This is a genomic window from Frankia sp. BMG5.60 (genome assembly GCF_059428125.1).
Window position 1 is genome coordinate 5,888,346 of sequence record NZ_CM182091.1, and the last position, 21,818, is coordinate 5,910,163.

The 21,818-nt window shown below is 70.1% G+C and carries 16 protein-coding genes and 2 pseudogenes; 13 read left to right on the forward strand and 5 right to left on the reverse strand.

Translation table 11 applies throughout. The features are described from left to right. Positions 1-21 precede the first annotated feature (21 nt). Genes AC5R91_RS24140 through AC5R91_RS24155 form a run of 4 tightly spaced genes read left to right on the forward strand, consistent with a single transcriptional unit; the run spans position 22 to position 6,148 of the window. Positions 22-1,602 (forward strand): class I tRNA ligase family protein, encoded by a 1,581-nt coding sequence (locus AC5R91_RS24140; RefSeq protein ID WP_495393593.1) that lies wholly within the window; start codon positions 22-24, stop codon positions 1,600-1,602. Continuing rightward, positions 1,592-2,932, forward strand: coding sequence for a lysine N(6)-hydroxylase/L-ornithine N(5)-oxygenase family protein (locus tag AC5R91_RS24145; protein ID WP_495393594.1), 1,341 nt, complete (start codon positions 1,592-1,594; stop codon positions 2,930-2,932). Before AC5R91_RS24140 ends, AC5R91_RS24145 begins: the two co-directional genes overlap by 11 nt. A 22-nt stretch (positions 2,933-2,954) precedes the next feature. Beyond that, a complete protein-coding gene (locus AC5R91_RS24150) occupies positions 2,955-5,210 on the forward strand; it encodes a WD40 repeat domain-containing protein (protein ID WP_495393595.1) in 2,256 nt (751 codons plus the stop codon). After that, positions 5,207-6,148: a DMT family transporter gene (locus AC5R91_RS24155; RefSeq protein WP_495393596.1), complete on the forward strand. Its 942-nt coding sequence runs from the start codon at positions 5,207-5,209 to the stop codon at positions 6,146-6,148. The genes AC5R91_RS24150 and AC5R91_RS24155 overlap by 4 nt, the downstream gene beginning before the upstream one ends. A gap of 33 nt (positions 6,149-6,181) precedes the next feature. Here the strand turns inward: AC5R91_RS24155 and AC5R91_RS24160 are convergent, their stop codons facing one another. Further along, positions 6,182-7,099, reverse strand: a complete 918-nt coding sequence (locus AC5R91_RS24160; RefSeq protein WP_495393597.1) for a LysR family transcriptional regulator — start codon at positions 7,097-7,099, stop codon at positions 6,182-6,184. Between the two features lie 130 nt (positions 7,100-7,229). On the opposite strand from AC5R91_RS24160, the gene AC5R91_RS24165 reads away from it, so the two are divergent. The 4 genes and pseudogenes from AC5R91_RS24165 to AC5R91_RS24180 all read left to right on the forward strand — a co-directional run. After that, the gene (locus AC5R91_RS24165; protein ID WP_495393598.1) at positions 7,230-8,480 is read left to right on the forward strand and encodes an MFS transporter; all 1,251 of its coding nucleotides are present in this window, start codon (positions 7,230-7,232) and stop codon (positions 8,478-8,480) included. A gap of 686 nt (positions 8,481-9,166) precedes the next feature. Beyond that, the gene (locus AC5R91_RS24170) at positions 9,167-9,829 is read left to right on the forward strand and encodes a hypothetical protein (protein WP_495393600.1); all 663 of its coding nucleotides are present in this window, start codon (positions 9,167-9,169) and stop codon (positions 9,827-9,829) included. A gap of 176 nt (positions 9,830-10,005) precedes the next feature. Beyond that, complete coding sequence (locus AC5R91_RS24175; RefSeq protein WP_495393601.1) at positions 10,006-10,911, forward strand: replication-relaxation family protein; 906 nt, start codon at positions 10,006-10,008, stop codon at positions 10,909-10,911. 114 nt (positions 10,912-11,025) lie between these two features. After that, positions 11,026-11,214: pseudogene (locus tag AC5R91_RS24180) on the forward strand (hypothetical protein); the annotation flags it as partial. Positions 11,215-11,370: 156 nt separating this feature from the next. Here the strand turns inward: AC5R91_RS24180 and AC5R91_RS24185 are convergent. The 3 genes and pseudogenes from AC5R91_RS24185 to AC5R91_RS24195 form a co-directional block, all read right to left on the reverse strand. After that, positions 11,371-12,243: an ISAs1 family transposase gene (locus AC5R91_RS24185; RefSeq protein ID WP_495393602.1), complete on the reverse strand. Its 873-nt coding sequence runs from the start codon at positions 12,241-12,243 to the stop codon at positions 11,371-11,373. A gap of 166 nt (positions 12,244-12,409) precedes the next feature. Then, positions 12,410-12,909 (reverse strand): annotated as a pseudogene (locus tag AC5R91_RS24190) (IS5 family transposase); the annotation flags it as partial. Positions 12,910-13,121: 212 nt separating this feature from the next. Beyond that, the gene (locus tag AC5R91_RS24195) at positions 13,122-13,640 is read right to left on the reverse strand and encodes a MarR family winged helix-turn-helix transcriptional regulator (RefSeq protein WP_495393603.1); all 519 of its coding nucleotides are present in this window, start codon (positions 13,638-13,640) and stop codon (positions 13,122-13,124) included. Positions 13,641-13,774: 134 nt separating this feature from the next. Here AC5R91_RS24195 and AC5R91_RS24200 point away from each other — a divergent pair, with 134 nt between their 5' ends. From AC5R91_RS24200 to AC5R91_RS24220, 5 genes are all read left to right on the forward strand, one after another. Beyond that, the gene (locus AC5R91_RS24200) at positions 13,775-14,197 is read left to right on the forward strand and encodes a chloride channel protein (protein WP_495393604.1); all 423 of its coding nucleotides are present in this window, start codon (positions 13,775-13,777) and stop codon (positions 14,195-14,197) included. Between the two features lie 210 nt (positions 14,198-14,407). After that, the gene (locus AC5R91_RS24205) at positions 14,408-14,773 is read left to right on the forward strand and encodes a response regulator (RefSeq protein WP_495393605.1); all 366 of its coding nucleotides are present in this window, start codon (positions 14,408-14,410) and stop codon (positions 14,771-14,773) included. A gap of 778 nt (positions 14,774-15,551) precedes the next feature. Next, positions 15,552-16,649 (forward strand): cytochrome c oxidase assembly protein, encoded by a 1,098-nt coding sequence (locus tag AC5R91_RS24210; RefSeq protein WP_495393606.1) that lies wholly within the window; start codon positions 15,552-15,554, stop codon positions 16,647-16,649. Positions 16,650-16,937: 288 nt separating this feature from the next. After that, complete coding sequence (locus AC5R91_RS24215) at positions 16,938-17,249, forward strand: hypothetical protein (protein WP_495393607.1); 312 nt, start codon at positions 16,938-16,940, stop codon at positions 17,247-17,249. Between the two features lie 80 nt (positions 17,250-17,329). Then, positions 17,330-19,162 carry a chloride channel protein gene (locus tag AC5R91_RS24220; RefSeq protein WP_495393608.1) on the forward strand — a complete coding sequence of 611 codons (1,833 nt, stop codon included), beginning with the start codon at positions 17,330-17,332 and terminating at the stop codon, positions 19,160-19,162. A gap of 148 nt (positions 19,163-19,310) precedes the next feature. Here AC5R91_RS24220 and fxsT read toward each other — a convergent pair whose 3' ends face one another. Next, entirely contained in the window at positions 19,311-21,776 is a 2,466-nt protein-coding gene (gene fxsT, locus AC5R91_RS24225) for an FxSxx-COOH system tetratricopeptide repeat protein (protein WP_495393609.1), read from the reverse strand. Between the last annotated feature and the right edge of the window lie 42 nt (positions 21,777-21,818).

Sequence of the window (21,818 nt, forward strand, 5' to 3'; positions counted from 1 at the left end):
CGCGGACGGCCGAGGAGACTCGTGGGTATCAACGCCGGACCTCCAGAACGCTATCTGCTCCTGCCCATGCAACCCACCCCGAACGGCCGGCTGCATATCGGCCACGCGGCCGGCCCCTACCTGCGCGGAGATGTCATTGCGCGGCACCTGCGGCGCGCCGGTCACGCCGTCTCCGTGATCTGCGGCAGCGACGCGTACGAGAACTGGATCGAACTGGAGGCCCTCACGTCGGGACGCACCCCGGCAGAGACCTGCTGGCGGTTCCATTCGTTGATCGGCGACGACCTGAGGAGCCTCGGCGTCGAGTTCGATCACTGGATCTCCCCGCTGGACGATCAGCACTCGGACGGGTACCGGGCGGTACACGAGCGCCTCCTGTCGGAACTCGCCGCCGGCGGCCGTGCGAAGAAGATCCTGGACCCGGTGCCGCGCGCCACGGGATCGGGTCGGTACGTCATCGGAGTGTGGTTGCTGGGCCGATGCCCGAGATGTCGGACTCCCGGCGGAGGAAACGCCTGCGAGGAGTGCGGATACCACTATCAGCCGGCGGAGATCCTCGAGCCGCGCTCCAGGCTGGACGAGGGTGAGCTGTACTGGGAGAAGTGCGAGAGCTGGTACCTCACCCCACCCTCCGTCGACGGAGTCGTCGACCACCTGCGGTCCGCGGACGTCGATGCCGAGTTCCGCGAGATCGCGGTCGAGTACATCCGGCAGACGGGCGGGCGGGTCCGGCTGTCCCAGCCGGGGGCGTGGGGCATTCCGAGCGCCCTCGCCGGCCCGGACGGGATCCTGAGCAACCCCTACTACGTCTTCAGTCTGTACTGCGCCGAGGTGTACCGGGAGGAACGGCAGGAGAAGCTCAGCCCGTTCTCGCCCGATTCGGACGTCACCACCGTCGGCCTCTTCGGAATCGACAACGTCGTCGGTGGAATCGGTGCGAGCCATGCTCTCGCCGCGTCCCACGAGGAATTGAAGCCGTTCGACCACATGGTGACAAACCACTTCCTGCTGTTCGAGGGGGAGAAGGTCTCCACCAGCCGTGGGCACGGCATCTGGGTGAACCAGATCCTGGCCCACACGTCCACGACCTCCGACGAGCTGCGCTACCACCTCAGCCACATCGCCCTGGAGCGCGGCAGCGGTGACTTCACGGTGGCGGGATTCGTCGAACGGACCAACCGGCTGCGCGCCCAGCTCGGGCGGGTGCGAACCCGGCCCACCTCCCTCGAGCTCGCAGGCGAACACGTCGAGCGGGCGCTCGCGGCCGTCGAAGCGCAGGCCGCGCACCTCCAACCCGGTGCCGCCGTCTGCCTGCCGGCGGCGGTCGAGGTCCTGGACGGGTGGCTGGCGCGGCAGCCGGCGCCCCACGACGCGGGCTGGCTGGCCGGCCTCGCTCTCCTGGCCGAGCCGTTCATGCCGGACCTTGCCGGATACCTCTGGACGATGCTCGGCCGGCCCGGTCGACCCACCATCGCCGCCCTCACCGGCGACGTGCCGACACCGGCGCCGGCACCGGCGCCGGCACTGCCGCCGACCGCGACTCCACTCACCGTCGAGGAACTCGCCCGTGTGTCCCGGACAGGAGGCAGCCGTGCCCGATGACCACCCGGCCGAGGGGGCGCCTCGCCGGCTCGACGTGCTCGGGATCGGCGTGGGCCCGTTCAATCTGAGCACCGCGGCGTTGCTGACCAGGGTCGACGATCTGACCGCGCGGTTCGTGGACGCCAAGGAGAGTTTCTCCTGGCACCCCGGTCTGCTCTTTCGGAAGGCGACCCTGCAGTCCCCCTTCCTCAAGGACTGCGTGACACTCGTCGATCCCACCAGTGAGTTCAGCTTCCTGAACTACCTCGCCCGCCACCGTCGGCTCAACAGGTTCATCGTCGCCGACTACCGGAACGTCCGGCGCGCCGAGTTCACCGACTACTTCAGGTGGATCTGCGAGAACCTCGACACGGTGCAGTTCGGCACGCGGGTGGACACGCTCTCCTTCGACGGCGGGTCCTTCCGGGCCGAGACCAGCCGGGGCACCGTTCATGCCCGGGACATCGTGCTGGGCGTCGGTCGCGCGACCGCCATACCCGAGGGCGCCCGGGATCATCTCGGTGAAACCGTGTTCCACGGGACGGAGTATCTGCTGCGCGCCCCCGCCGTCGCGGGCAGAAGGATAGCCGTGGTCGGGGGCGGCCAGACGGGAGCCGAGATCTTCGACCACCTCATCGGCAGTGATTCGGATCTTCCTCGCGAGGTGACCTGGATCACCCGGCGGTCGAACTTCGCCCCGTTCGACGAGTCCCCGTTCGCCAACGAGCTGTACGTGCCCGGATACACGCGACACTTCTACGCGCAGTCCAGCGCCGAACGCGAACGACTCCTGCCCCTGCAGAAGCTGTCCAGCGACGCCGTCCTCCAGCCGCTGCTGGAGGACATCCATCGCCGCCTGTACGAGCTCGACTACCTGGAGGGACCGCGGCTTCGGCACCGGCTCCTGGTGGACCGGACCTTCACCCGCCTGTCCCGGACTCCGTCCAGCTGGTTGCTGCAGCTCGACGGACCGGCCGGAACCGAGGCGGTCGAGGCGGACCTGGTGATCCTGGCGACGGGCTTCGCCGCCACAGTTCCCTCGATCCTGGACGGCCTGCGGGCGCGGATCGTTCTCGACGAACACGGACGGCCAGTGGTGAACGACGACTTCTCGCTCCGCCTGGACGGCCTGGTGGACAACAGGATCTTCGTGCACAACATGGCGCTTCACACGCACGGCTGGATCGATCCGAACTTCGCCGGCATGGCCTGGCGCAGCGGGGTGATCGTCAACAGTCTGGCCGGCCGCGACGTCTATGACGTCGACGTCGACGGCACCACGATCGACTGGGGCGGCAAGACGACGGCATCCCGGCCGGTCTCACCTACCGCGCGATGGCCCATCGGATGAGCGGGCCCACGGAGGGAGCGGCGTGAGTGGTCCGACGCCCGTCGGCGGCTGGTCGGCGCATCCGACGGGCGTGTGCGCCGTCTCCTGGTCGCACGACGGCCGGCGACTGGCCTCCGGAGGCAACGACGGCCTGATCCACATCTGGCTGCCCTTCGAGGGTGATGGCGTGTGTCAGGTGACGCTGCGTGGACACCGCGGTTCCGTTCGCTGTCTCTCGTGGAGTCCGGACGACCGATGGCTGGCATCGGGCGCCGAGGACGGCACCGTCGTCGTCTGGGATACCACGACGGGTGGGCAGGTCGCGACGCCGCAGGCCGGTCGACGGTGGGTCAACGGCGTGGCGTGGTCGCCGGACGGCGGACGAGTCGCCGCGGCCGGAGGCGACCGCCGCACCGTGATCACGGACGTGGCGGGGCGCGCGGCGGGCGCCCCGCTGCCGACTCCCTACGGCGTGTTCCTGAGCCTGGCGTGGTCGCCCGACGGCAGCGGCCTCGCAACGACCGCACGCGGCGAGTTCCTCACCGTCTGGGACCCCCGAACGTGGACGGCTCGCAGGCACCAGCCGGCCGGACCGGGCAGCGTCTGGACGGTGTGCTGGTGGCGCGGCGGCATCGCCACAGGCAACGCGGCTGGCCAACTGAGGGTCTGGGACGACCACTCGATGGCCCCGCGCTTCACGGTCGACGGGCATGGCGGAGCGATCGCGCGTGTCACCGTCAGCCACAACGCCCAGCTTCTGGCGACTCTCGGTCACGATCAGAGCATTGCCGTGTGGGACGCGGCAACTGGCGATCCCCTGTGGCGGAACGAGGACGCCTACCCGGGGTGGTCGGGATGCCTGGAAGCCAGCCCGACCCAGGAGGTGCTCGCGGGCACCGACGTCAGTGGCCGGGAGATCCGGCTGTGGCCGCTGGGCGGTGCGGGCTCGACCACGGGGGCGGCCGAGGTGGTGTCGACCTCTCTGCGGGACTTCCTCAGGAGGACGCAGGACGGGGGCCGCATGTACACCACCGTGCGCGAGGCAGCCGAGGATCTGGCGCGGAGGCTGCCGGATCTGCCGACACCCGAGGGCTGGGTCCGGTCCGCGGGCGAGCGCGGCGCTCGAGCCGGACAGGTCGCGTTCCTCGGCGCGCACGTGATCGCGACCGGACCGTCCGCGCTGGCCGAGGTCGGCGACCGGCTCGTCGAGCGCTCCGCTGCCGCCGCCTGCCGTGGGCTGGTGAACCTGGTGGACGGCGCCGTGCCGTCGCCCTCCGGGCCCCTGGGCGGGGCGCTGCTGATCCAACGCGGCCGGGCCTGGATCAGCAGCACGGCGCGTCCCTGGGAGCTGTGGATCCCGGACGCCTTCCCGAGCTCGGCCCCGGCGGGCGCGGTGACAGCACCGGCGGTCGAGCTGCACTGGCCGCAGGACGTGAGCACGCGGCCGTCCGAGGTCTTCAGCGACGTGCTCAACACCACCCTGTTCCGGCGGTGGGACGCGTGGCGGAACCTCCTGGTGGCCGTCACCCCCGACGACCAGCGGGTGGGCGTGGAGGCCGTGCGGCCGACTCGTGGTGGGCTGCGCGTGCGGGTCTGCGCGCAGGGCGAGCCGGTCCGGCACCTGATCAGCGAGCTGCTCGTCCGTCGGCTCTCCCGTAGGAACGTCGGCTGCCCCCCGTCGCGGGTCGAGGAGACCGCTGTCCGTCTCCCCGAGCCGGGCGAGCCGCGGGAGTGGGATCCGCCGGCGGCCGCGGTCTGGGCGCTCGCCGAGGAGGACCTTCCGCCTGCACGCGAGGACGTGGTCGCGCTGATCGACGAACAGGTCGACGACGAGCGTGCCCGCCAGGAGCGACTCGTGCTGCGTCAGGCTCCGCTCGACGCGCCGGTCGACGTCCACATCTGGCACCTGGCCGAGGATCACGACCTCGCCGCCGAACTCGCCACGCACCTGACCGTCCTCGGGCTGCGTGCGACGTTCGGGGCGCCCGACGCGTCCCGCCTCGTGGCGATGGGGAGCGAGGCACGGGTGTGCCTTCTACTCATGACTCCCGCGCTGCGCTCGTGGGACGTGGGTCCGTTGGCCACCGCCTACGACGTCCTCACCTCTCGGGCGACGGAGAAGGCGCGCAGGATCCGCTGGCTGCCGACCGCCGCACCCGGGGCGACGCAGCCACGCGGGCTGCCCGACCATCTGCGCGGCTTCGACTGGTACCGGTACGGCGGAGCAGACCGGGCGGAGCGTCGCCGACACCTGTGTGCGCTGGTCGGCGGCGTGCTGGTCGACAGGACGCGCTCATGACCGCCGGTGAGGACATCCTGCCGGAGGACGCCGAGATCGTCGGCCGAGGCGGCGAAGGACGCATGCCGCTCGCGGTCTGGCTTGCCACCGGCACGCCCGTCGTTCTCTGGGCGTCCGCGTTCGTGGGCATCAAGGCCGTGCTCGACGAGTTCGATCCCGGCGCCCTGGCCCTGCTGCGTTTTCTTCTCGCCTCCGCCGGGCTGCTGATCGCCTGGGCGATGACCGAGGGGCGGTCCCGCGGTCTGCGACTGCCGGCGGTCCGGGACGTTCCGGTGCTGTTGGCGTGCTCCTTCCTGCTCATTGTGGTCTACAACCTGGGAGTGGGGTACGGCGAGCGCTCGGTCACCCCTGGAACCGCGAGCTTTCTCGTCGGCCAGGTGCCCGTGTTCAGCATCATCCTCGCGGCGATCTACCTTCGGGAGCGGGTGACCACCGCCGGCTGGATCGGCGTCGGGATCGGTATCGCCGGAACCGTGCTCATGCTCTTCGCGGATCGGGCGGGAATCGAGTTCAACGCGGGCTCGGTCTACGTTCTCGCCGCGGCCATCGGCGAGAGCTTGTACTTCGTGCTGTCCAAATCCCTGCTGGAACGTTACCGGCCGCTCCAGCTGAACGTCTTCGTGACGATCCCCGGGGCGGTGATGCTGCTTCCCTTCATGGGCAGCCTCGTCCATGACGTGTCGACGGCGCGGGGGAGCAGCATCCTCATCGTCCTGTATCTCGGGGTTTTTCCCGCAGGGGTCGCCTACCTGCTGTGGAACTTCGCGCTGGCCCGGGTCAGAGTCACCACGACGACGTCCGCCCTCTATGCCCTCCCCGCGGTCACCATCGTCGTGTCACTCGTCTTCCTCGGGCAGCTGCCCTCCTTTCTCGGACTGGCCGGCGGCGTCGTCTCGCTGGTCGGGGCCGTTCTCGTGAACCGCAGGCGCACAGGCTGAGCGCTCGGGCCCCCGCCGACGCGGGCCGGGCTGTCACGTCGGGGTGAGGTCGGCCCGCATGGCGTCGGCGACGCGCTCGATCGTCTCGGCATGCGTTCCCGAGCGCAGGGCGGCGAGGCCGAGCCGCTCGCACGGCGCCCCGCCGGCGATCGGGTGCCACATCAGTTGTGGTTCCGCCTTCACCGCCAGGCTCGGCCGCAGGGCCACCAGATCCGCGGCGGAGCCCAACGCATGGGTGAAAAGGGCATGGCGATCGCTCTCCATCGTGTGCAGACGGGGCAGCCAGCCCCGCTCGGCCAGCTCGGCCAGCAGCATCCGGGCGTAACCGGGGGCTCGGCGGGAGTCGAACCAGAGCAGTCGTTGGTCCGCCAGATCCCGCCATCTGAGCTGGCTTCGCCCGGCGAGTGGATGGCGCACATGGGTGACGACGCCGAGTTCGAGTTCGCTGACCGTCGCGACGGCGATGTCGTCGTCATCGACCGGAAGGCGAACGACGGCGAAGTCCAGCACCCCCGCGCGGAGCAGATCGAGCTGCCGACTCGAGCTCTCCGCGTGAAAGGTGACGGAGACCGTGTTTCCCGACGGCACCGCCTGATAGTTCCGCGAGATCAGCTCCTCGATCTCCGTGAGCAGACCGGGATCGACGCCCACCGAGACGCCGACGCGGACCACGTACGGCATGGAGCCGGCTTCGGTCAGCGTCGCCGTCAACTCGTCCAGGATGCGTTCGACGCCGCGCTGGAACACGACTCCGGCCGGCGTCAGTTCGACTCCGCGCGCCGTGCGTACGAAAAGTTTGAGTCCCAACCGGCGCTCGAGGCGCTGGATCATCTGGCTCAGACTGGGCTGCGCAATGCCGAGTTCCTGCGATGCCTCCGAAATCTTGCCGATCTTCACTACTAGGAGGAAGTATTTCAGATGTCGTATCTCCAGGCCGTCCAGCTCGTCCACGATCACATCCAGACTGCGCGCAGTATCGGATATCGCCCGGGGCCTATGGCTCGCATAGGATCCACAATCTTCGACAGCGTCAATGCTCGGAATTACGGTGGAGACCAGTCTCGCGACCAGAGGGTGGTCCATGTCTTCGCAAGCGCCCGTGGCCCTGTCCACCTCCGAAAAGATCGCAGTCGTGCCGGGCGGAACCAGACCGCCGGTCGCGTTCTGGGCGGTGACGTCGGCCACCGCGCTCGCACTCGCCGCGAGCGGTATGCCGTCCCCGCTCTACGTCGACTACCAGGCGCGCTGGCACTTCTCCTCGACAACACTGACGATTATCTATGCGATGTATGCGGGCGGGGTCATCGTCACGCTGCTCCTCGCCGGCGGTCTGTCCGACCGGGTCGGGCGGCGTCCGGTGCTGCTCGGTGGGCTGGTGGGCCTGCTGGCCAGCCTGGCCGTGTTCCTGGCCGCGGATTCGACCGCATGGTTGTTCGTCGCGCGGCTGCTGCAGGGGCTCGCCACCGGCGTCTTCACCGGTGCCGCGGGAGCGGCCCTCAGCGAGCTGCATCCCACCCGGGACACCCGCGCGGCGGCGCTTGTGAACAGCACGTCCACCTCCCTCGGCATCGCGGTCGGCGCGACCCTCTCCGGGGCGCTCGCGCAGTGGGGCCCGTGGCCTCTGCGGCTGCCGTACCTCGTTCTGATGGCCATCGCGGTCGTGGTGCTCCTGCTGGTTGCCGTCAGCGTGCCCGAAACGGTGCGCCGCCGCGAGCGTGTCCGCCTGAGCACCCTGATCAGGCCGCAGCGAATCGGCATCCCCGCGGAGGTGCGCCGGCCGTTCGTGATCGGCTGTCTCGCCGTCACGGCCGCGTGGTCCGTGGGTGGGCTGTACCTCGCGCTGGGGGGCAGTCTGGCCAGAGAACTGCTTGACATTCACAACCATCTGGTCGCGGGCCTGGTCATCCTCACCGTGCAGGGCGTCGGGGGTCTGTCCCAGTTCGTCCTGACCAGGATGTCCGGAGCGTTGGCGTCGATCGCCGGATGCGCTGCGCTGATCATCGGCATGGCGACCGTATGTCTTGCCATCTGGACCGGTGACGCCGCGCTGTTCCTGGTCGGCGACGGTGTCACCGGAGTCGGCTTCGGGCTGGCGTTCATGGGCGGTACCCGGCTGGTCACCGTGGCCGCGCCGGCACACACGCGCGGCCAGGTCCTGGCCAACTACTTCGTGGTCGCCTACCTGGCCATCTCCGTGCCGGTGATGGTGGCCGGCGTGGTGTCCACGCACATCGGCCTGTCCTCGACCTTCTACCTGTTCGCCCTCATCATGTCCGTGGTGGCGTTGATCGCCCTGCTGGGAACGGTGATCGGGGAACGCGCCGGACGGTGACCACGGCCGCCCGCGGCCGGCCCGGCCGGTCTGCGGGCCGGCCCGGCCGGTACGGAGAAGGCTCGAACGTGTGGGGTGCGACACCGCGGGGGGATCGATCCGCGCGGACGCTGCGTCGGCGGAGTTGTGAGGACGCAGCCTGGTCGGATCGTGGGTGCGGAAAATCCAAGATGCGGGGCGCGGCAGCTCTCGACGCTGTCGGCATGGTCCGTCACCGCGACCCGAGCGTGCGTGGTGCCCCCGGAGAGGGTCGTACAGCATCCACGCAAAGTTCGGCGAAGGCCAGCCTGGTCGTGTCGGCTCGTCTACCTGCACTCATCACCCCGAGTAGCGGTAGCCGTTCGGTGGGCGCGCGGGTCCTGACCAGGGGCGACGCGTGATGGCCGCCGACAGTGTCGCCGTGGCGGACCAGCCGACAGTGGGACGGCCGACGGACGGACGCGACGTGGCGGTCACTCTCGTCACGGTGATCATGGTTGTGGTGGTCGGCCTAACGTTCGCGTTCGGGTTTGGCAATGTCTGGCAGCTCGGACTGCGTCTCGGAGTGCCAATCTGGGTCGCACCGTTGGTGGCGCCGGCGGTCGATCTGTCCGTCGTGGGCCTTTTGCTGGGGACGCGACACTTGGCGTTGCAGGGCGCACCGGCCGAGTTGCTAGCCGGCGCGCCGGCTGCTGGTCTTCTCCAGCGTGGTGACGCTGGCGTTGAACATCGCCGAGCCCGTGATCGCGGGGGACTACGGGAAGGCCGCGTTCGACGCTGTCGGCCCGGCGCTGCTTATTGGCTGGTCTGAGGTTGGCCCGGGGCTCTTGCGCGCGATGCGCCACCCCGCCACCTTCCACCCTGAAGCGCAGGACGCCACCATCCGTCCGTCCGTGTCTCAGCCGGCAGAGATCGGCAGGGCGGCGGTGTCCACTGCGGTGTCTGCGCCGGCGGGAGGCGAGAGCCCTCGGGCTGAGGTGGGGGCGGTTCCTGCGCAGCGCGGTCCGGACCGGCCGGGCATCGTGGTCCTCGACGGCTCGTTGTTGGACCGGGCGCGGCGCGAGGACGCTCGCTACTGGGAGCAGCACCGCCGTCCGATCTCGTCAGACGAGCTGCGCAAGCGGCTGAAAGTCGGTTCGAAGAAGGCACGGGCCCTGGTCACGCAACTGCGCACCGAGGCGCACCGGGTGTTGGAAGAACACGCCCCTAACGCCGAGGTGTCCGAGGCCGGCACGGCCGCGACCGTGTCGGAAGCCGACGGCGGGGCCGCGGATGGGTTGCTAGCGGTGGTCGGGCCGGACGACGTCGACATGGTTGATCTCGGGCCGGCTGAGCCGGCCGGGACAGGTGCGCTGGCCGCCGTCGGATGAAGGCCCCCGCCCCGACGGGCGGGACCGGCGTGAACCCAGAGTGCTGGCGGGCGGAATGCCCCGGCGCGCATGCGCCAGCTCGCTCGCCCCCCGGCCTGGCTCGCCGTCTGCCCGTTCCTGCCTGCTTGTTCGTCGACCTCAGCCTGCCTGACGACTCCTTTGGGAGACCTCTCCGCGTGATCACGAATCCTCGGCAGCAGACCTACCTCGGCCGCCGTACCTACGCCCGGCCCACCGCCCGTGTCGTGTCCAGCGGCGAGCACCAGCTGTGGCTGGCCCGCCACCTCACCCCACGGGACCGGTGGATCGTCCGGATGATCCATGAACATCGGGTGTTGACCACCCACCAGATCGTCGAACTCGGCTGGATCACCCGCCGGTCGGCGAACATCCGCCTGCTGGAGCTGTACCGCTGGCGGGTCCTCGACCGGTTCCAGCCGCTGGCCGTCAGCGGCCTGTCACCCATGCACTACATCCTCGACGTCGCCGGCGCCGCGGTGCTGGCGCACGAGGATGGTCTGGACCCAAAGAAGATCGGCTACCAGCATGACCGGGCCATGGGCATCGCACACTCCCTGCATCTGGCCCACCGGATTGCGGCCAATGGGATGTTCATCCGGCTAATCCACCACGCTCGCCAGCACCGCGCCACTGGCCGGCTCGTGGCGTGGTGGCCCGAGGAGCGGTGCGCGCGGCTATACGGAGACATCGTCCGCCCAGATGCCTACGGCCGGTGGGCGGAGCGCGGCGCCGAGATCGAATGGTTCCTCGAACTCGACTACGGCACCGAACCCCTCCGCCGCCTCGACCAGCCCTCACGGGTAACGGTCGCGACCACCGCCGCCGACCTCGCCGACCCCGACGCACACCTCGACGCCACCCTGGCCCGCTGGCTTCCCCTGACCCCGGCCGGCGCCGGCCGCCTCGGACTGGGACAGCTCACCGCTTTCTGGCCGCTACCGACCGACCCGCAGCGCCGCGGCGACGGGGAAGCCTCCACCGTCCTGGAACGACCCAATCGGCTACACCTACCGCAGCCGATGCCACCCAGTGGACTCGACCACCAGCAGTCTGCGGCCTGAACCCCTCCGATCGGCAGGGTCCTGCCGCCCGACGTAACGCCGGGCGGCAGGACCCAGGCGCGTCCCAGACGCTCAAGCGCGGGCAACGCGGCGATCCCGGCGAGGATGGGGTCCATGACTGTATTCCGGTCCCCTCGCCTCGAGGCGATCCTCGGCGCGCGTGTCGACGCCGCTGGGCACGCAGGGATCGCCGCGCTGGCCGGTAGCAATGTCAGCGAAGCGATCGATCTCGACTTCAAGCGCGATCTCTACGGATCCAGCGATAGCGATAAGCGGGAGCTGGCTACTGATGTCGCATCGCTCGCGAACGCTGTTGGCGGGCTCATCATCCTCGGGATCGACGAGGACGACCAAGCCCGCGCCATCGATGCCCCCGGCGTACTGATCAGCGACGGCGAGATCGTCCGAATGCAGCAGATCGCACCGGTCATCGCGGCCCAGCCGACCAATACCGCTAAGTTAAGCTGGCCGGCCGGCGACTGCCCGGCGGCGGATGATCTGGATGGCCTGGACGGCGTGAGGGAAACCGATGCCGGCGCGGACCTCGGTGGTTTTCAGGACCCGGGTCTCGACGCGGCCGTGTCCCCGGTCGTGGGAGCGAGCCCGGGTACGGACCTTCGTCCAGGGCAGGGCAGCGAGCTGGGCGGACAGGCCGGGCTGGTTCGCTTTCGCGACCAGGACGTAGTGGGCGCCGCGGTCGACAAGCCAGGCGGCGGTGTCGCGTTGGGTGTGTAACGCGTCCGCGGTCACCACCGCACCGGCCAGCTCGACCGCGCTGAGCAGGGTTTTCAGCTCGCCGATCTCGTTGGTTTTCGCGTCGACGGCGCGCTGGGCGAGCACGACGTGGTGCTGCTGGTCGAACGCGGCGAGTAGATGCCGGCCGGGGGTGTCGCCGGCTCGTGAGCCGCGCAGGGTCTTCCCATCGACCGCGATCCGCCGCCGCTGCCCCGGAGCCGGTGTGGTCGCGGTGGCGGCCCACGCTCCGAGGGCGGTGTCCAACGCGTCGGCGTCGAGGTGGGTGAAGACCCGGCGGAACGTCGAGGCGTCCGGGACCCGCACGATCCCCAGCGCCGACCAGACGGTCTCGCCGGCGTCCGCGGCCCATTCGGCGATCGCGGTGAACGACCGGGCCCCTGCCAGCACCGCGCACGTCGCCAGGGTGAGAAGGACCGGTAGTCGGTGCCGGCGCCCGCGGCGTTTCCGGGGGTCGGTGACCTGGGCGAATACCGCCAGCAAACCCGCCGGCGACGCCGACCGTGGCGCACGCTCCGTGACGGCCAAGGCCAGCTGATCCAGGACAGGGGCAGACGGAGATAATGGTTCGGCGGGCATGACACCTCAGGGCGATCAGGATGGCGTGAGAACCTCCATGATCAGCCGAGGGTCATGCCCGTCCTCGTTCAGGGCCCCAGCCCCACCCGCCCACACACCCCGTCTCCACGAGAAACCCTCACCACGACCTATGGGCAGCTACTCGGCAAACTTGCCGGCACCCTGGCAGGAGCCCGAGCGTGTCCGTGATGAGGAACCGCTTGCGGCCGTTGACCTTCTTGCCCGCGTCGTAGCCACGCGAAGCCGCGTCGACGGTCTGGGCGCCCTTCACCGACTGCGAGTCGATCACCCCCGCCGTCGGTTGCCGGTCCCGGCCCTCGAGCTCGCGGGAGACGTCCCGTAACCCGTCGTGAACCCGCGCGATAACCCCCTTGTCATGCCACCGGGCGAAGAAACCATAGACCGTCTCCCACGGCGGGAAGTCCCGAGGCAACGAACGCCACGAACACCCTGTGTGCGTCACATACAGAATCGCGTTCACGATCTCCCGGCGGGGATGCGCCTCCTTCCTCCCATCCTTCGACGGCGGCGGCAGTAACGGCTCCACCAACCCCACTCCACATCGGACAGATCAGAGGGATACGGATCAGACCGAGTCATGACCCGACCGTCCCGACCCGCCAGCCCCAACACCCCGAACTCAACCCAAGCGACCACACTCAGCACACAAGCATCAAGATCCAAAACACCTTCTCAGATCAGCCGCCGCAGCTTCACCGTCGTCGGACCCGCCGACGAGGTGGTCGACACGGTGACCGGGCTCCTGGTGACCTGTCACTACTTCTATCGGCCTCCAGGTCACCTCCAGGCCGCGGGACGGCGGGCGTTCCCTGGCGTGAGGAACGCCCCGACCTCGTCGCGGGCCGTTCGGGTCCGGGTCAACTCCAGCCAAGGGCGCTGGCGTCGCGGCTGGAGTCGACGCCCGGTTCGCCGCCCGCCCGCGCGAACGCGCGTAGTGCCGCCACCAGGCTGCCGCGCAGGTGGGGGTCCATCCTCTCGACGATCTCCGCGATTTCGGATCGGCGGCGGCGGGTCACGTCGGCGACGAGCTGCTGGCCGGTCGCCGTGAGCTGAACGATGACTTCTCTTCGGTTCTCCGGGTTGCCGAGGCGGTCGACCAGGTCGGCGGCGACGAGGCGGTCGGCCATGCGGGTGGCGGTGGAGGGATGGACGGCGAGGAGGTCTGCGAGTTCACCGGCGCGCAGCGCGCCGCGGCTCGCGAGAACTACGAGCATCCGGAACTGGGGCAGGGTGACGTCTTCTCCAACGGCCGTCAGCGAACGGGCAGAGACCGCCACCAGCAGGCGGGACGCCGTGAGGACGGCGTCGGTGACCTCGTCCACTCCCCCGTCCAGGCTGCCGGACGGGGGAGTGGAGGCATCCGGCGTCCCGGTCATGCCACCGTTTTACCGTGCGCCGCGACCAGTGTGTCGACCAGGACACCAAAATGTCGATCGTCTACGGCAACTCTTGTATCCTGCAAATGTGTGTGGGCTGACGCGATGAGCGAGGTCACGGGTGCCTTCCAGGCTTGGATCGAGCGTGCGGCCAGATCGGCTCCGCACTCGGCTCCGGGCTCGGACAGCTCGCCCGGGTCGGGACCGAGCGGCTGCCCGTCCTCGTCGCCTGTGGGGCCGCGGGCGGGATCGCCGCGACCTTCGACGCGCCGCTTGCCGGAGTAGTGTTCGCCCGTGAGCTGATCCTGGCGTCCTTCACAGCTGAGGCGTTCGGAGTCGTGGTCCTGTCTTGCGTGTGCGTCAGCGTCGCCGGTCGGGCCCTGCCGGGCAAGATTGTCGCTGCCAGTCCGACCATCGGTATTGGCGGGTCTGGCGGGATCTTCGCACCCTCCCTTTCGTCGGCGCGATCACCGGCGCGATCACCGGGGCGACGTCCGGCGTGTGCGCCCACCACGCCGTCCCGCGCTTGGTCGCGCCGGTCGGGGCCGATGCGCTGATCGGCATGGGGGAGTCCGGCCTGTCGCGTATCCGCTGCCGGCAGTCATCGGCGCGTCCGAGGTCGGTAGAGACCTGACACCGGGAGAGACGTGAGCCACGATCACCAGCAGGCACGGCGCCGACGGCTACTGCTCGTCGACGAGGACACGATTGACGCCGCACTGTTACGAGAGGCACTGCGTGACCGTGGGCGGGACTGGGATCTTCACGTGTGCCCGGACAGCAAGCGTGCCTTCGACTTCCTGCGGGGCCTTGCGATACTGCCGGATGCCATCCTTCTGGATCTTCACGCGCCGGGTGCGGACGGTGGGGGCCTCCTGGCTCGGGCTCAGGCGGAGCTCGACGTGCGAGGGATCCCCACGATCGTCCTGACGGCGCCCGGCATGGTGGAGGTGCCCCATGGCCCGCCGGATTCCATGATCGTCTTCGTGGCGAAGCCTGACGATTTCGATGGTTTCCTGGAACTGGTCCGCAGGATCGAAGATCTCTGCCTCGCTCCCGAGTCGTCGGATGGACCGCGCGTCCCGGCCGAGCCCGGTCGGGAGAAGCGATGCGACGGTCGGGGCCACGGCTGAAGCTCGCCGGGGGCCGCTGTCTGGAGCGGCGATGCGGCTCAGGGGAACCGGCGTACCTGGGGTGTGAGCATGCGGGGCCGATGGCGGACCGGGGGTGACGGCCGGGAGGGCGGCGGGGCGAGCTCCACCCAGGTGTCCACGGTCACCCGTAGGCCGCCGCATGCCGGGCAGGCCTCCCCTGCGTGCGGCGCGGGCAGGGCGATCCCGTTCTGCCTCGTAGACCTCGTACCGGGTGCCCTCGAAGTCCCGCCAGCGGCGAACCCGGTACTGCCGGCACCACGCCGGCTGGCAACGGCGACACGCGAACCGGAACGGGCCTCGTCGATCGTCGCATCCAGGCTCATCACAAATCCTCCCTGGCCGGGTGGCGCCTGCGGGCCGAGGCGACGTGGGGCGCACCCGATCGACGGCCCGACACCTCCGCTGGCCAATATTTGCACTTTACAATAGTTGTCATGAACACATGTAGCCGTGCGAGAGATCAAGTTCTGCCATCGGGGGGCATGGCGGACGTGGGTGGCGGATCCGGTGCGGCGAGGACCAGGAAGGGTCGTCGTCTGCTGATGGACCGGCCGATCCGGCATCTCCCGGCGGGGTCATGACAGGGGATGCCCAGCACACCACTGATCCGGCTGCGTTGGTCGAGCACGTGGAGCCATCCGAGCCCGGGACGCTGAGTCGCCGTGCCGAGCCGTGCGATGCCGGTCGGCGCCCTGGCCGTGCAGGCCCGCTGCTCAGCGGTGCCGCACTGCCGGCAACTGCCGTCACGGTGGCGCTGGTGGCGCTCGTCGTGCCGGCGACGGTCCTCTGGATGACCCGCCGCAGGCCGGGCACGCCTGTGTTGCCGGTCTCCTGGTGTCGCTGGGGCCAGAGCGAGGCACTGCCTCCCTTCGGTCCGGGCCGCCTGCTCGACACCTGGCAGCTCGACGCGGTCGCACTGGCCTACCTGCTGCCCCTCACCGCGCTGTACCTGTGGGGAGTCGCCCGGGTCCGCACCCGGCACCCGGCCCGGCCCTGGCCATGGCCCCGCACCGGGGCGTTCCTGGCCAGCACCGGGGTCGTCGTGCTGGCCACCAGCAGTGCCGTCGGCGTCTACGACGAGACGCTGTTCAGCATGCACATGGCCCAGCACCTGATGCTGATCATGGTGGCTCCGCCGCTGTTCGTCGCCAGCCGGCCACTCACCCTCCTGCTGCACAGCACCGGCAACCCGCTACACGGCCGAGTCCGCACAGCGGTTCGCTCCCGGCCGGTCGGCGTCCTGCTCTCCCCGCCGGCTGCGTTCACCTGCTACACGATCACCATCGTGGGAACCCACCTCACCGGGTTCATGGGCGCGGTGATGGCCCGGCCCTGGCTCGGCCAGCTCGAGCACCTGCTCTATCTCGCCGCCGGCTACCAGTTCTTCGTACTGCTGTTCGGGGACGAGCCGATCCGGTGGCGGCTGTCCATGCCCGGCCGGCTCGCGCTGCTCGTGCTGTCGATGGGGGTCGACACCTTCGTCGGGCTGGTCCTGCTGCAGTCCCGGACACCGATCGCGATGGCCCCGCACACCTGGGGCAGCAGCCCCCTGCTGGACACCCAGACCGGCGGCGGCGTCATGTGGGTCGCCGGTGACGGAATCATGGCTTTGATGATCGTTCTGGTGTTCCGGGCATGGACCCGCAAGCCCGAGGCGGTGCGCCGGGCCCGCACCGGCTGGACGGAACGGGCCCGCACGGCCACCTTCGCCGTCCACACCGGCCACGAACCCACCCGAACCCCCGCGCTCGTTGCGGGTCCGGGTGCCCGGCCACGGCAGGTCGACATCGACGACGACGAGGCGAGCTGGCATGCCTACAACGACTGGCTCGCCCGCCTTGACGCCGACGGGTGAGTGGAAGCGGTCTCGTACGACCTCGTCGACGGCGGACCCGGAAACATCTGGCGGGGTCGTCCCGCCCGGCCGACCGTGGACCGGGGGTGTCGGGGCGGGGTCATCCGACGCACGCGCCATGTCACCGTTCTACCGCGCGCGGCCAGCCGTGATCGACCCCGCACGAGGCAAGCACGCCCACAGCAACTTTTGTACTATGCAAATATGCGACGGGGCTCCGCGGCCCGCCCCGCACCCGACCGGCTGGCCCCGTCGGTCCTCGGCTGCACCCTCGAGGGAGGCAACGCGATGGCATGGCAGGCAACGGTCGAGGCGGCCCGTTTCCGATTCACGTGCCGGCGCTGCCAGGCGTGGTGGTGCCGGGAGTACCAGGTGCGGCGATGGCAGGACCTCGAAGGCACCCAGTTCGAGTTCTACGAGCAGTACGGGATACCGGTGCCCGCGCCGACAAGCGGGATTGCGTGCCCGGCCTGCGGCGGCCCGCGGGTCACCGCCGACACCCGGGTCGGCGTCGTCCCACCGTCGGCACCGCCGCCCCTGGTGAGAGCGCGTCCCGTGCACCGTCGCCAGCGTCTGCCGCTGGTCCGCTGGTTCCCCTGACAGGACCACCCCTACGACCTTTGGACTACGTACACATGTGGCAACGCTCCAGATCGGCCGTGGCCCGGTGGGCGGTAGCCGTGGACCTCGGTTCGCAACGGGCGGGAGCCGGCCTTGCCGGCCTGGCGGTGGTCATCGGTGCCGGGGTCGGGCTCGGCGCGGTGGCCTTCCGCTGGTTGATCAAAGTCTTCACCGAGGTGTTCTGCGGCAGGGCCGACTGCTCGGTCGGTGGCCGTCTACCCAACCCGCACGTCCCCGGTCTGGGCTACTGGTTCCTGCTGCTGGTACCCGTCCTCGGCGGGTGCGTCTACGGCCCGCTGATCCACCGGTTCGCCCGCGAGGCCCGCGGCCACGGCGTACCCGAAGTGATGTACGCCGTCGCCGAACGCGACGGCCGCATCGCACCCCGCGTCTCCGCTGTCAAATCCCTGGCCTCCGCGCTCTGCATCGGCACCGGCGGCTCCGTCGGCCGAGAAGGCCCCATCGTGCAGATCGGCGCCGCCCTCGGCTCGACCCTGGGCCAACTCCTACGAGTCGCCCACCATCGACTGCCGATCCTCGTCGCCTGCGGCGCCGCCGGCGGCATCGCCGCCACCTTCAACGCCCCCATCGCCGGAGTCTTCTTCGCCCTCGAAGTCATCCTGCGGTCGTTCACCGCCGAGGCGTTCGGCGTCGTCGTCCTGTCCGCCGTCACCGCCAGCATCATCGGACGCGCCACCTTCGGCACCGCCCCGTTCCTCACCCTGCCCGTATTCGAACTCCGCCACGGCGGCGAATACCTGCTGTTCATACTTCTCGGAGCACTCGCCGGCCTGGTCGGCGTGCTGTTCACCCGCCTGCTCTACCTGATCGAGGACCTCTGCGACTGGGCATGGCGCTGGCCCGAATGGCTCCGCCCCGCCGTCGGTGGCGTGCTCCTCGGCGCCGTCCTGCTCGCCCTGCCCCAGATGTACGGGGTCGGCTACCCGGTCCTCGAACGCACCGTCCACGGCGGGTACGCCCTGTGGTTCCTGCTCATCCTCATCGGCGGAAAAATCATCGCGACCAGTCTGACGATCGGCATCGGCGGCTCCGGTGGCGTCTTCGCCCCCTCCCTGTTCATCGGCGCCGCGACCGGCGCCGCCTTCGGCACCCTCGCCCACGACCTCGCCCCCGGGCTCGTCGCCCCTGTAGGCGCCTACGCCCTCGTCGGCATGGGTGCCGTGTTCGCCGGCGCCGCCCGCGCCCCCATCACCGCCGTCCTCATCCTCTTCGAGCTCACCGGCGAATACACGATCATCCTTCCGCTGATGACCGCCGTCGTCATCGCCACCCTGATCAGCCGGCTACTCAGCCACGACACCGTCTACACCCTGAAACTGACCCGCCGCGGCATCGACCTCACCGCCTCCCACGAGACCCGCCGCCTGCGCGCCATCCCCGCGACCCGGGCAATGCGCCCCCCACCCCCGGCCATCCCAGCCTCCACCAGCCTCACCCACGCCGCCGAGGCCCTCGCCCGATCCCCACACGCAGCTCTCCCCCTCACCGACGATCAGGACCGCTATCAGGGCATCGTCACCGCGCACGCCGTCGCCACCGCCCTCGACAGCACCGTCTCCCACAGCGAGGCCGTCCCCGACCCAGCTCTGGGCACGATGCCGCGGACGGTCGGCGACCTCTGCGTTCTCCCGCCGCACGTCAGCGCCGCCACCAGCCTCGCCGCCGCCCTGCACGCCCTCACCAGCACCGACTCCCACTGCCTCCCCGTCCTCGACGACAGCGGCGAAAAGGCCATCGGATGGATCACCCACCAGTCGATACTCGCCGCCATCTACCCGCCCTCCCGCGCCTCCGCCCTCGCCACCGCATCACCCTCCCTCACCTCGCAACCTCCCGGCGAGAACCCGCGTCCGCTCCTTACGATCGCCTAATGACAAGGCACTGCGACGGGCCCCGAGCGGGTGACCCGAGTAGCGGCAATCTGCCAGCGGCGCCGAGCCCGCGCGTCCCTCGTGGCCCTACCGGCGGCGGAACGGCAATGTGATCAGCGGCGGGGACCACCCGCCGCGTGGGGTTCTGTCACCTGCATTCGATCCGGTCAGGCAAGCTTGCCAGCAGCCGGGCTGTTTGGCGCGTGTCGGGATGTTCTTCGCCGAGCACTCGCCGCCAGCGTCTCAGCGTGTCCTCCGCAAGATCGCGAGCACGCTGCGGGTCGCCGAGGGCGGCCAGCCGGACGGCGAGGTTGAACGCGGAGGCCAGGGTATGGGGATGGTCCTCGCCGAGGACCCGCCGGCGGCGGTCCAAGGTGTCCTTGTCCAACGCCCGCGCGCCTGTCAGGTCGCCGAGGGCGGCCAGCCGAACGGCAAGGTTGTTCGCGGACTGCAGGGTGTCGGGGTGGTCGTCGCCGAGGATCCGCCGACGCCGGTCCAAGATGTCCTTGGCCAGGTCCCGGGCGCCCCGCAGGTCACCGAGTTCCGCCAGCCGGATGGCGAGATTGGACGCGGTGGCCAGGGTGTTGGGGTGGTCGTCGCCGAGGACCCGCCGGCGCCGCAACCAGGTGTCCCTCTCCAGTTCCGACGCGCCCTGCGCGTCGCCGAGGGCGGCCAGCCGGATGGCAAGGTTTCCCGCCGACACCAGCGTGTGCCGATGGTCATCGCCGAGGATCCGCCGACGCCGGGACCAGGCGTCCTCGTCCAACGTCCGGGCAGCTTGGTGGTCACCGAGAGCGGCATGGACGGCGGCGAGGGTGGTAGCGGTTTCCAGGGTGTCGTGGTGATCGGGGCCGAGGTCGGTGAGGGTCTGCTGGTGCAGCCGGCCGGCGATCTGGCGGGCAGCGCGGTACTCCCCGCGGACGTACAGGTGCCAGCAGAACAGGTCGGCTGCGTGGCGTAGCCGGTGCGGGTCGTCGACGCTGATCAGCCCGGCCTGGGCGTGTAGCAGGTGGGGGCCGAGGGCTGCCCAGGCCGACCAGGCCGCCGGGTCCTCGGCATCGTCGGGGACGGCGGCGCCCAGCAGTCGGCCCAGCATGTCGCCTACGTGGGTGCGGCGGGTGGAGGTCAGCTGGCCGGCGACAACCGTCTGGACCAGACGGTGGACGACGAGGCCGTCCCCGATGCGGCGGGCCAGTGAGTAGTCCAGGAGGGCGGCGATCGTGTCGTCGAGGTCGACGTCGGGATCGTCGCCCGCGACGCTGCCGGACAGCGGTGGTTCGAGCAGGTCGGGCTGTCCGAGCAGGCCGATGGGGATGTGTTCCGGGGCAAGCAGGGCGCACAGTTCGAGCAACTGCACTGCGGCCGGCGCCTCGGTCTTCAGCCGATCCAGAGAGACCGACCAGCAGGTGTCGATCCGTCCGGCATACAACGGGTCGTCGCCCTTCCCGAGGAACGCCTGCCGCCGCCGGCGGAAACGGTCCAGGTAGTCGACGGCAGGCAGCTGTGTGCGAGTGAGATAGCCCGCTGCCTGTGCCAGTGCCAACGGCAGATCACCCAACTCCGCTGCCAGCCCGTCCGCTACCGCAACGTCCAGTGAGGGTAGCCGCCGGGTCAGCAGGGCAGTCGACTCGACCCGGGGGAGCAGGTCCACCTCGACGGTCGCGGCCAGGGCGTCCCAGGCCGGATTACGAGAGGTGATCAGGATGTGCCCGGGGCCGGCTGGAAACCAGGAACGCAGCGCGGCAGGTTCTTCGGCGTTGTCGAAGACAAGCAGCCATCTCTGTTGCCGGCCCAACGCGGCCACCACCCCGGCCGCGACGTCGGGCAGCGGCCCGTCCGACGGCAGGTTCAACGGTCCGGCCAGGGCAGCGAACTTCTCGGCCAGCAGCGCGGTCTGTTCCGCGTCGACCCACCACACCAGCCGGTAGTCGCCGGCATGTCGGTGGGCGTACTCGACGGCCAGCTGGGTCTTGCCCACCCCGCCCATGCCGTGCAGCGCGGTCACTGCCACCGGTCCCGCAGCCAGTTCCCGGCGGATCTGATCGAGGTGCGCCTCTCGGCCGGCGAAATGACGGTTACGTCCCGGCACATTCCAAACCTCGGGCGTCTGCCCCGGGAACACCGCCTCCGCTCCGCCCCGCGGCCCGGCCACGGTACCGCCGGGGAAGCCGTCGGACCTGCGGGTCGGGCGGGCCAGACCGACCGCCTCCACCAGCCGGCGCCGGGCGGTCGCCTCGTCGACGCCGTGCAGGTCCCGGTAGCCGATCGTGGACAGCACGGTCGGGATCGGGCAGTCGGTGACGCGTAACGGGATGATTTTGCGCCCGGCCAGGGCGCCGGTCCACTCCTGGGTGCACCAGTGCGAGGCGAAGTACGCCTCCGAGCAGAGCGCGACCGTCCGGCCCGCAGCGTCCATCTGAACACTGATCCAGGTCACGAAGTTCTCCCCCGCCGGGGAGTCCCACACCTGCACCGTCACCGATCGGCCCTCGGTCTCCAGCACCTCCGCCGCCCACGTTGCCCACGCCTCATCCGCGCCCGTGTACGAGATGAAGAAGTCCACCGCCGCCGGTGAACCGCTTGCGCTGCCCGATGCCGGGGCCGCCGTTCCCATAGCCGTACAGCCTGCCAGAGTCGCGAACCGTTACGGTCAACG

What these genes read in the sequence shown, in the direction of transcription:
- AC5R91_RS24155 (WP_495393596.1), top strand. Translation starts at nt 5,207, where the DNA reads ATGACCGCCGGTGAGGACATCCTGCCGGAGGACGCCGAGATCGTCGGC.
- AC5R91_RS24165 (WP_495393598.1), top strand. Translation starts at nt 7,230, where the DNA reads ATGTCTTCGCAAGCGCCCGTGGCCCTGTCCACCTCCGAAAAGATCGCA.
- AC5R91_RS24185 (WP_495393602.1), bottom strand. Translation starts at nt 12,243, where the DNA reads ATGCCCGCCGAACCATTATCTCCGTCTGCCCCTGTCCTGGATCAGCTG.
- AC5R91_RS24195 (WP_495393603.1), bottom strand. Translation starts at nt 13,640, where the DNA reads ATGACCGGGACGCCGGATGCCTCCACTCCCCCGTCCGGCAGCCTGGAC.
- AC5R91_RS24215 (WP_495393607.1), top strand. Translation starts at nt 16,938, where the DNA reads ATGGCATGGCAGGCAACGGTCGAGGCGGCCCGTTTCCGATTCACGTGC.
- fxsT (WP_495393609.1), bottom strand. Translation starts at nt 21,776, where the DNA reads ATGGGAACGGCGGCCCCGGCATCGGGCAGCGCAAGCGGTTCACCGGCG.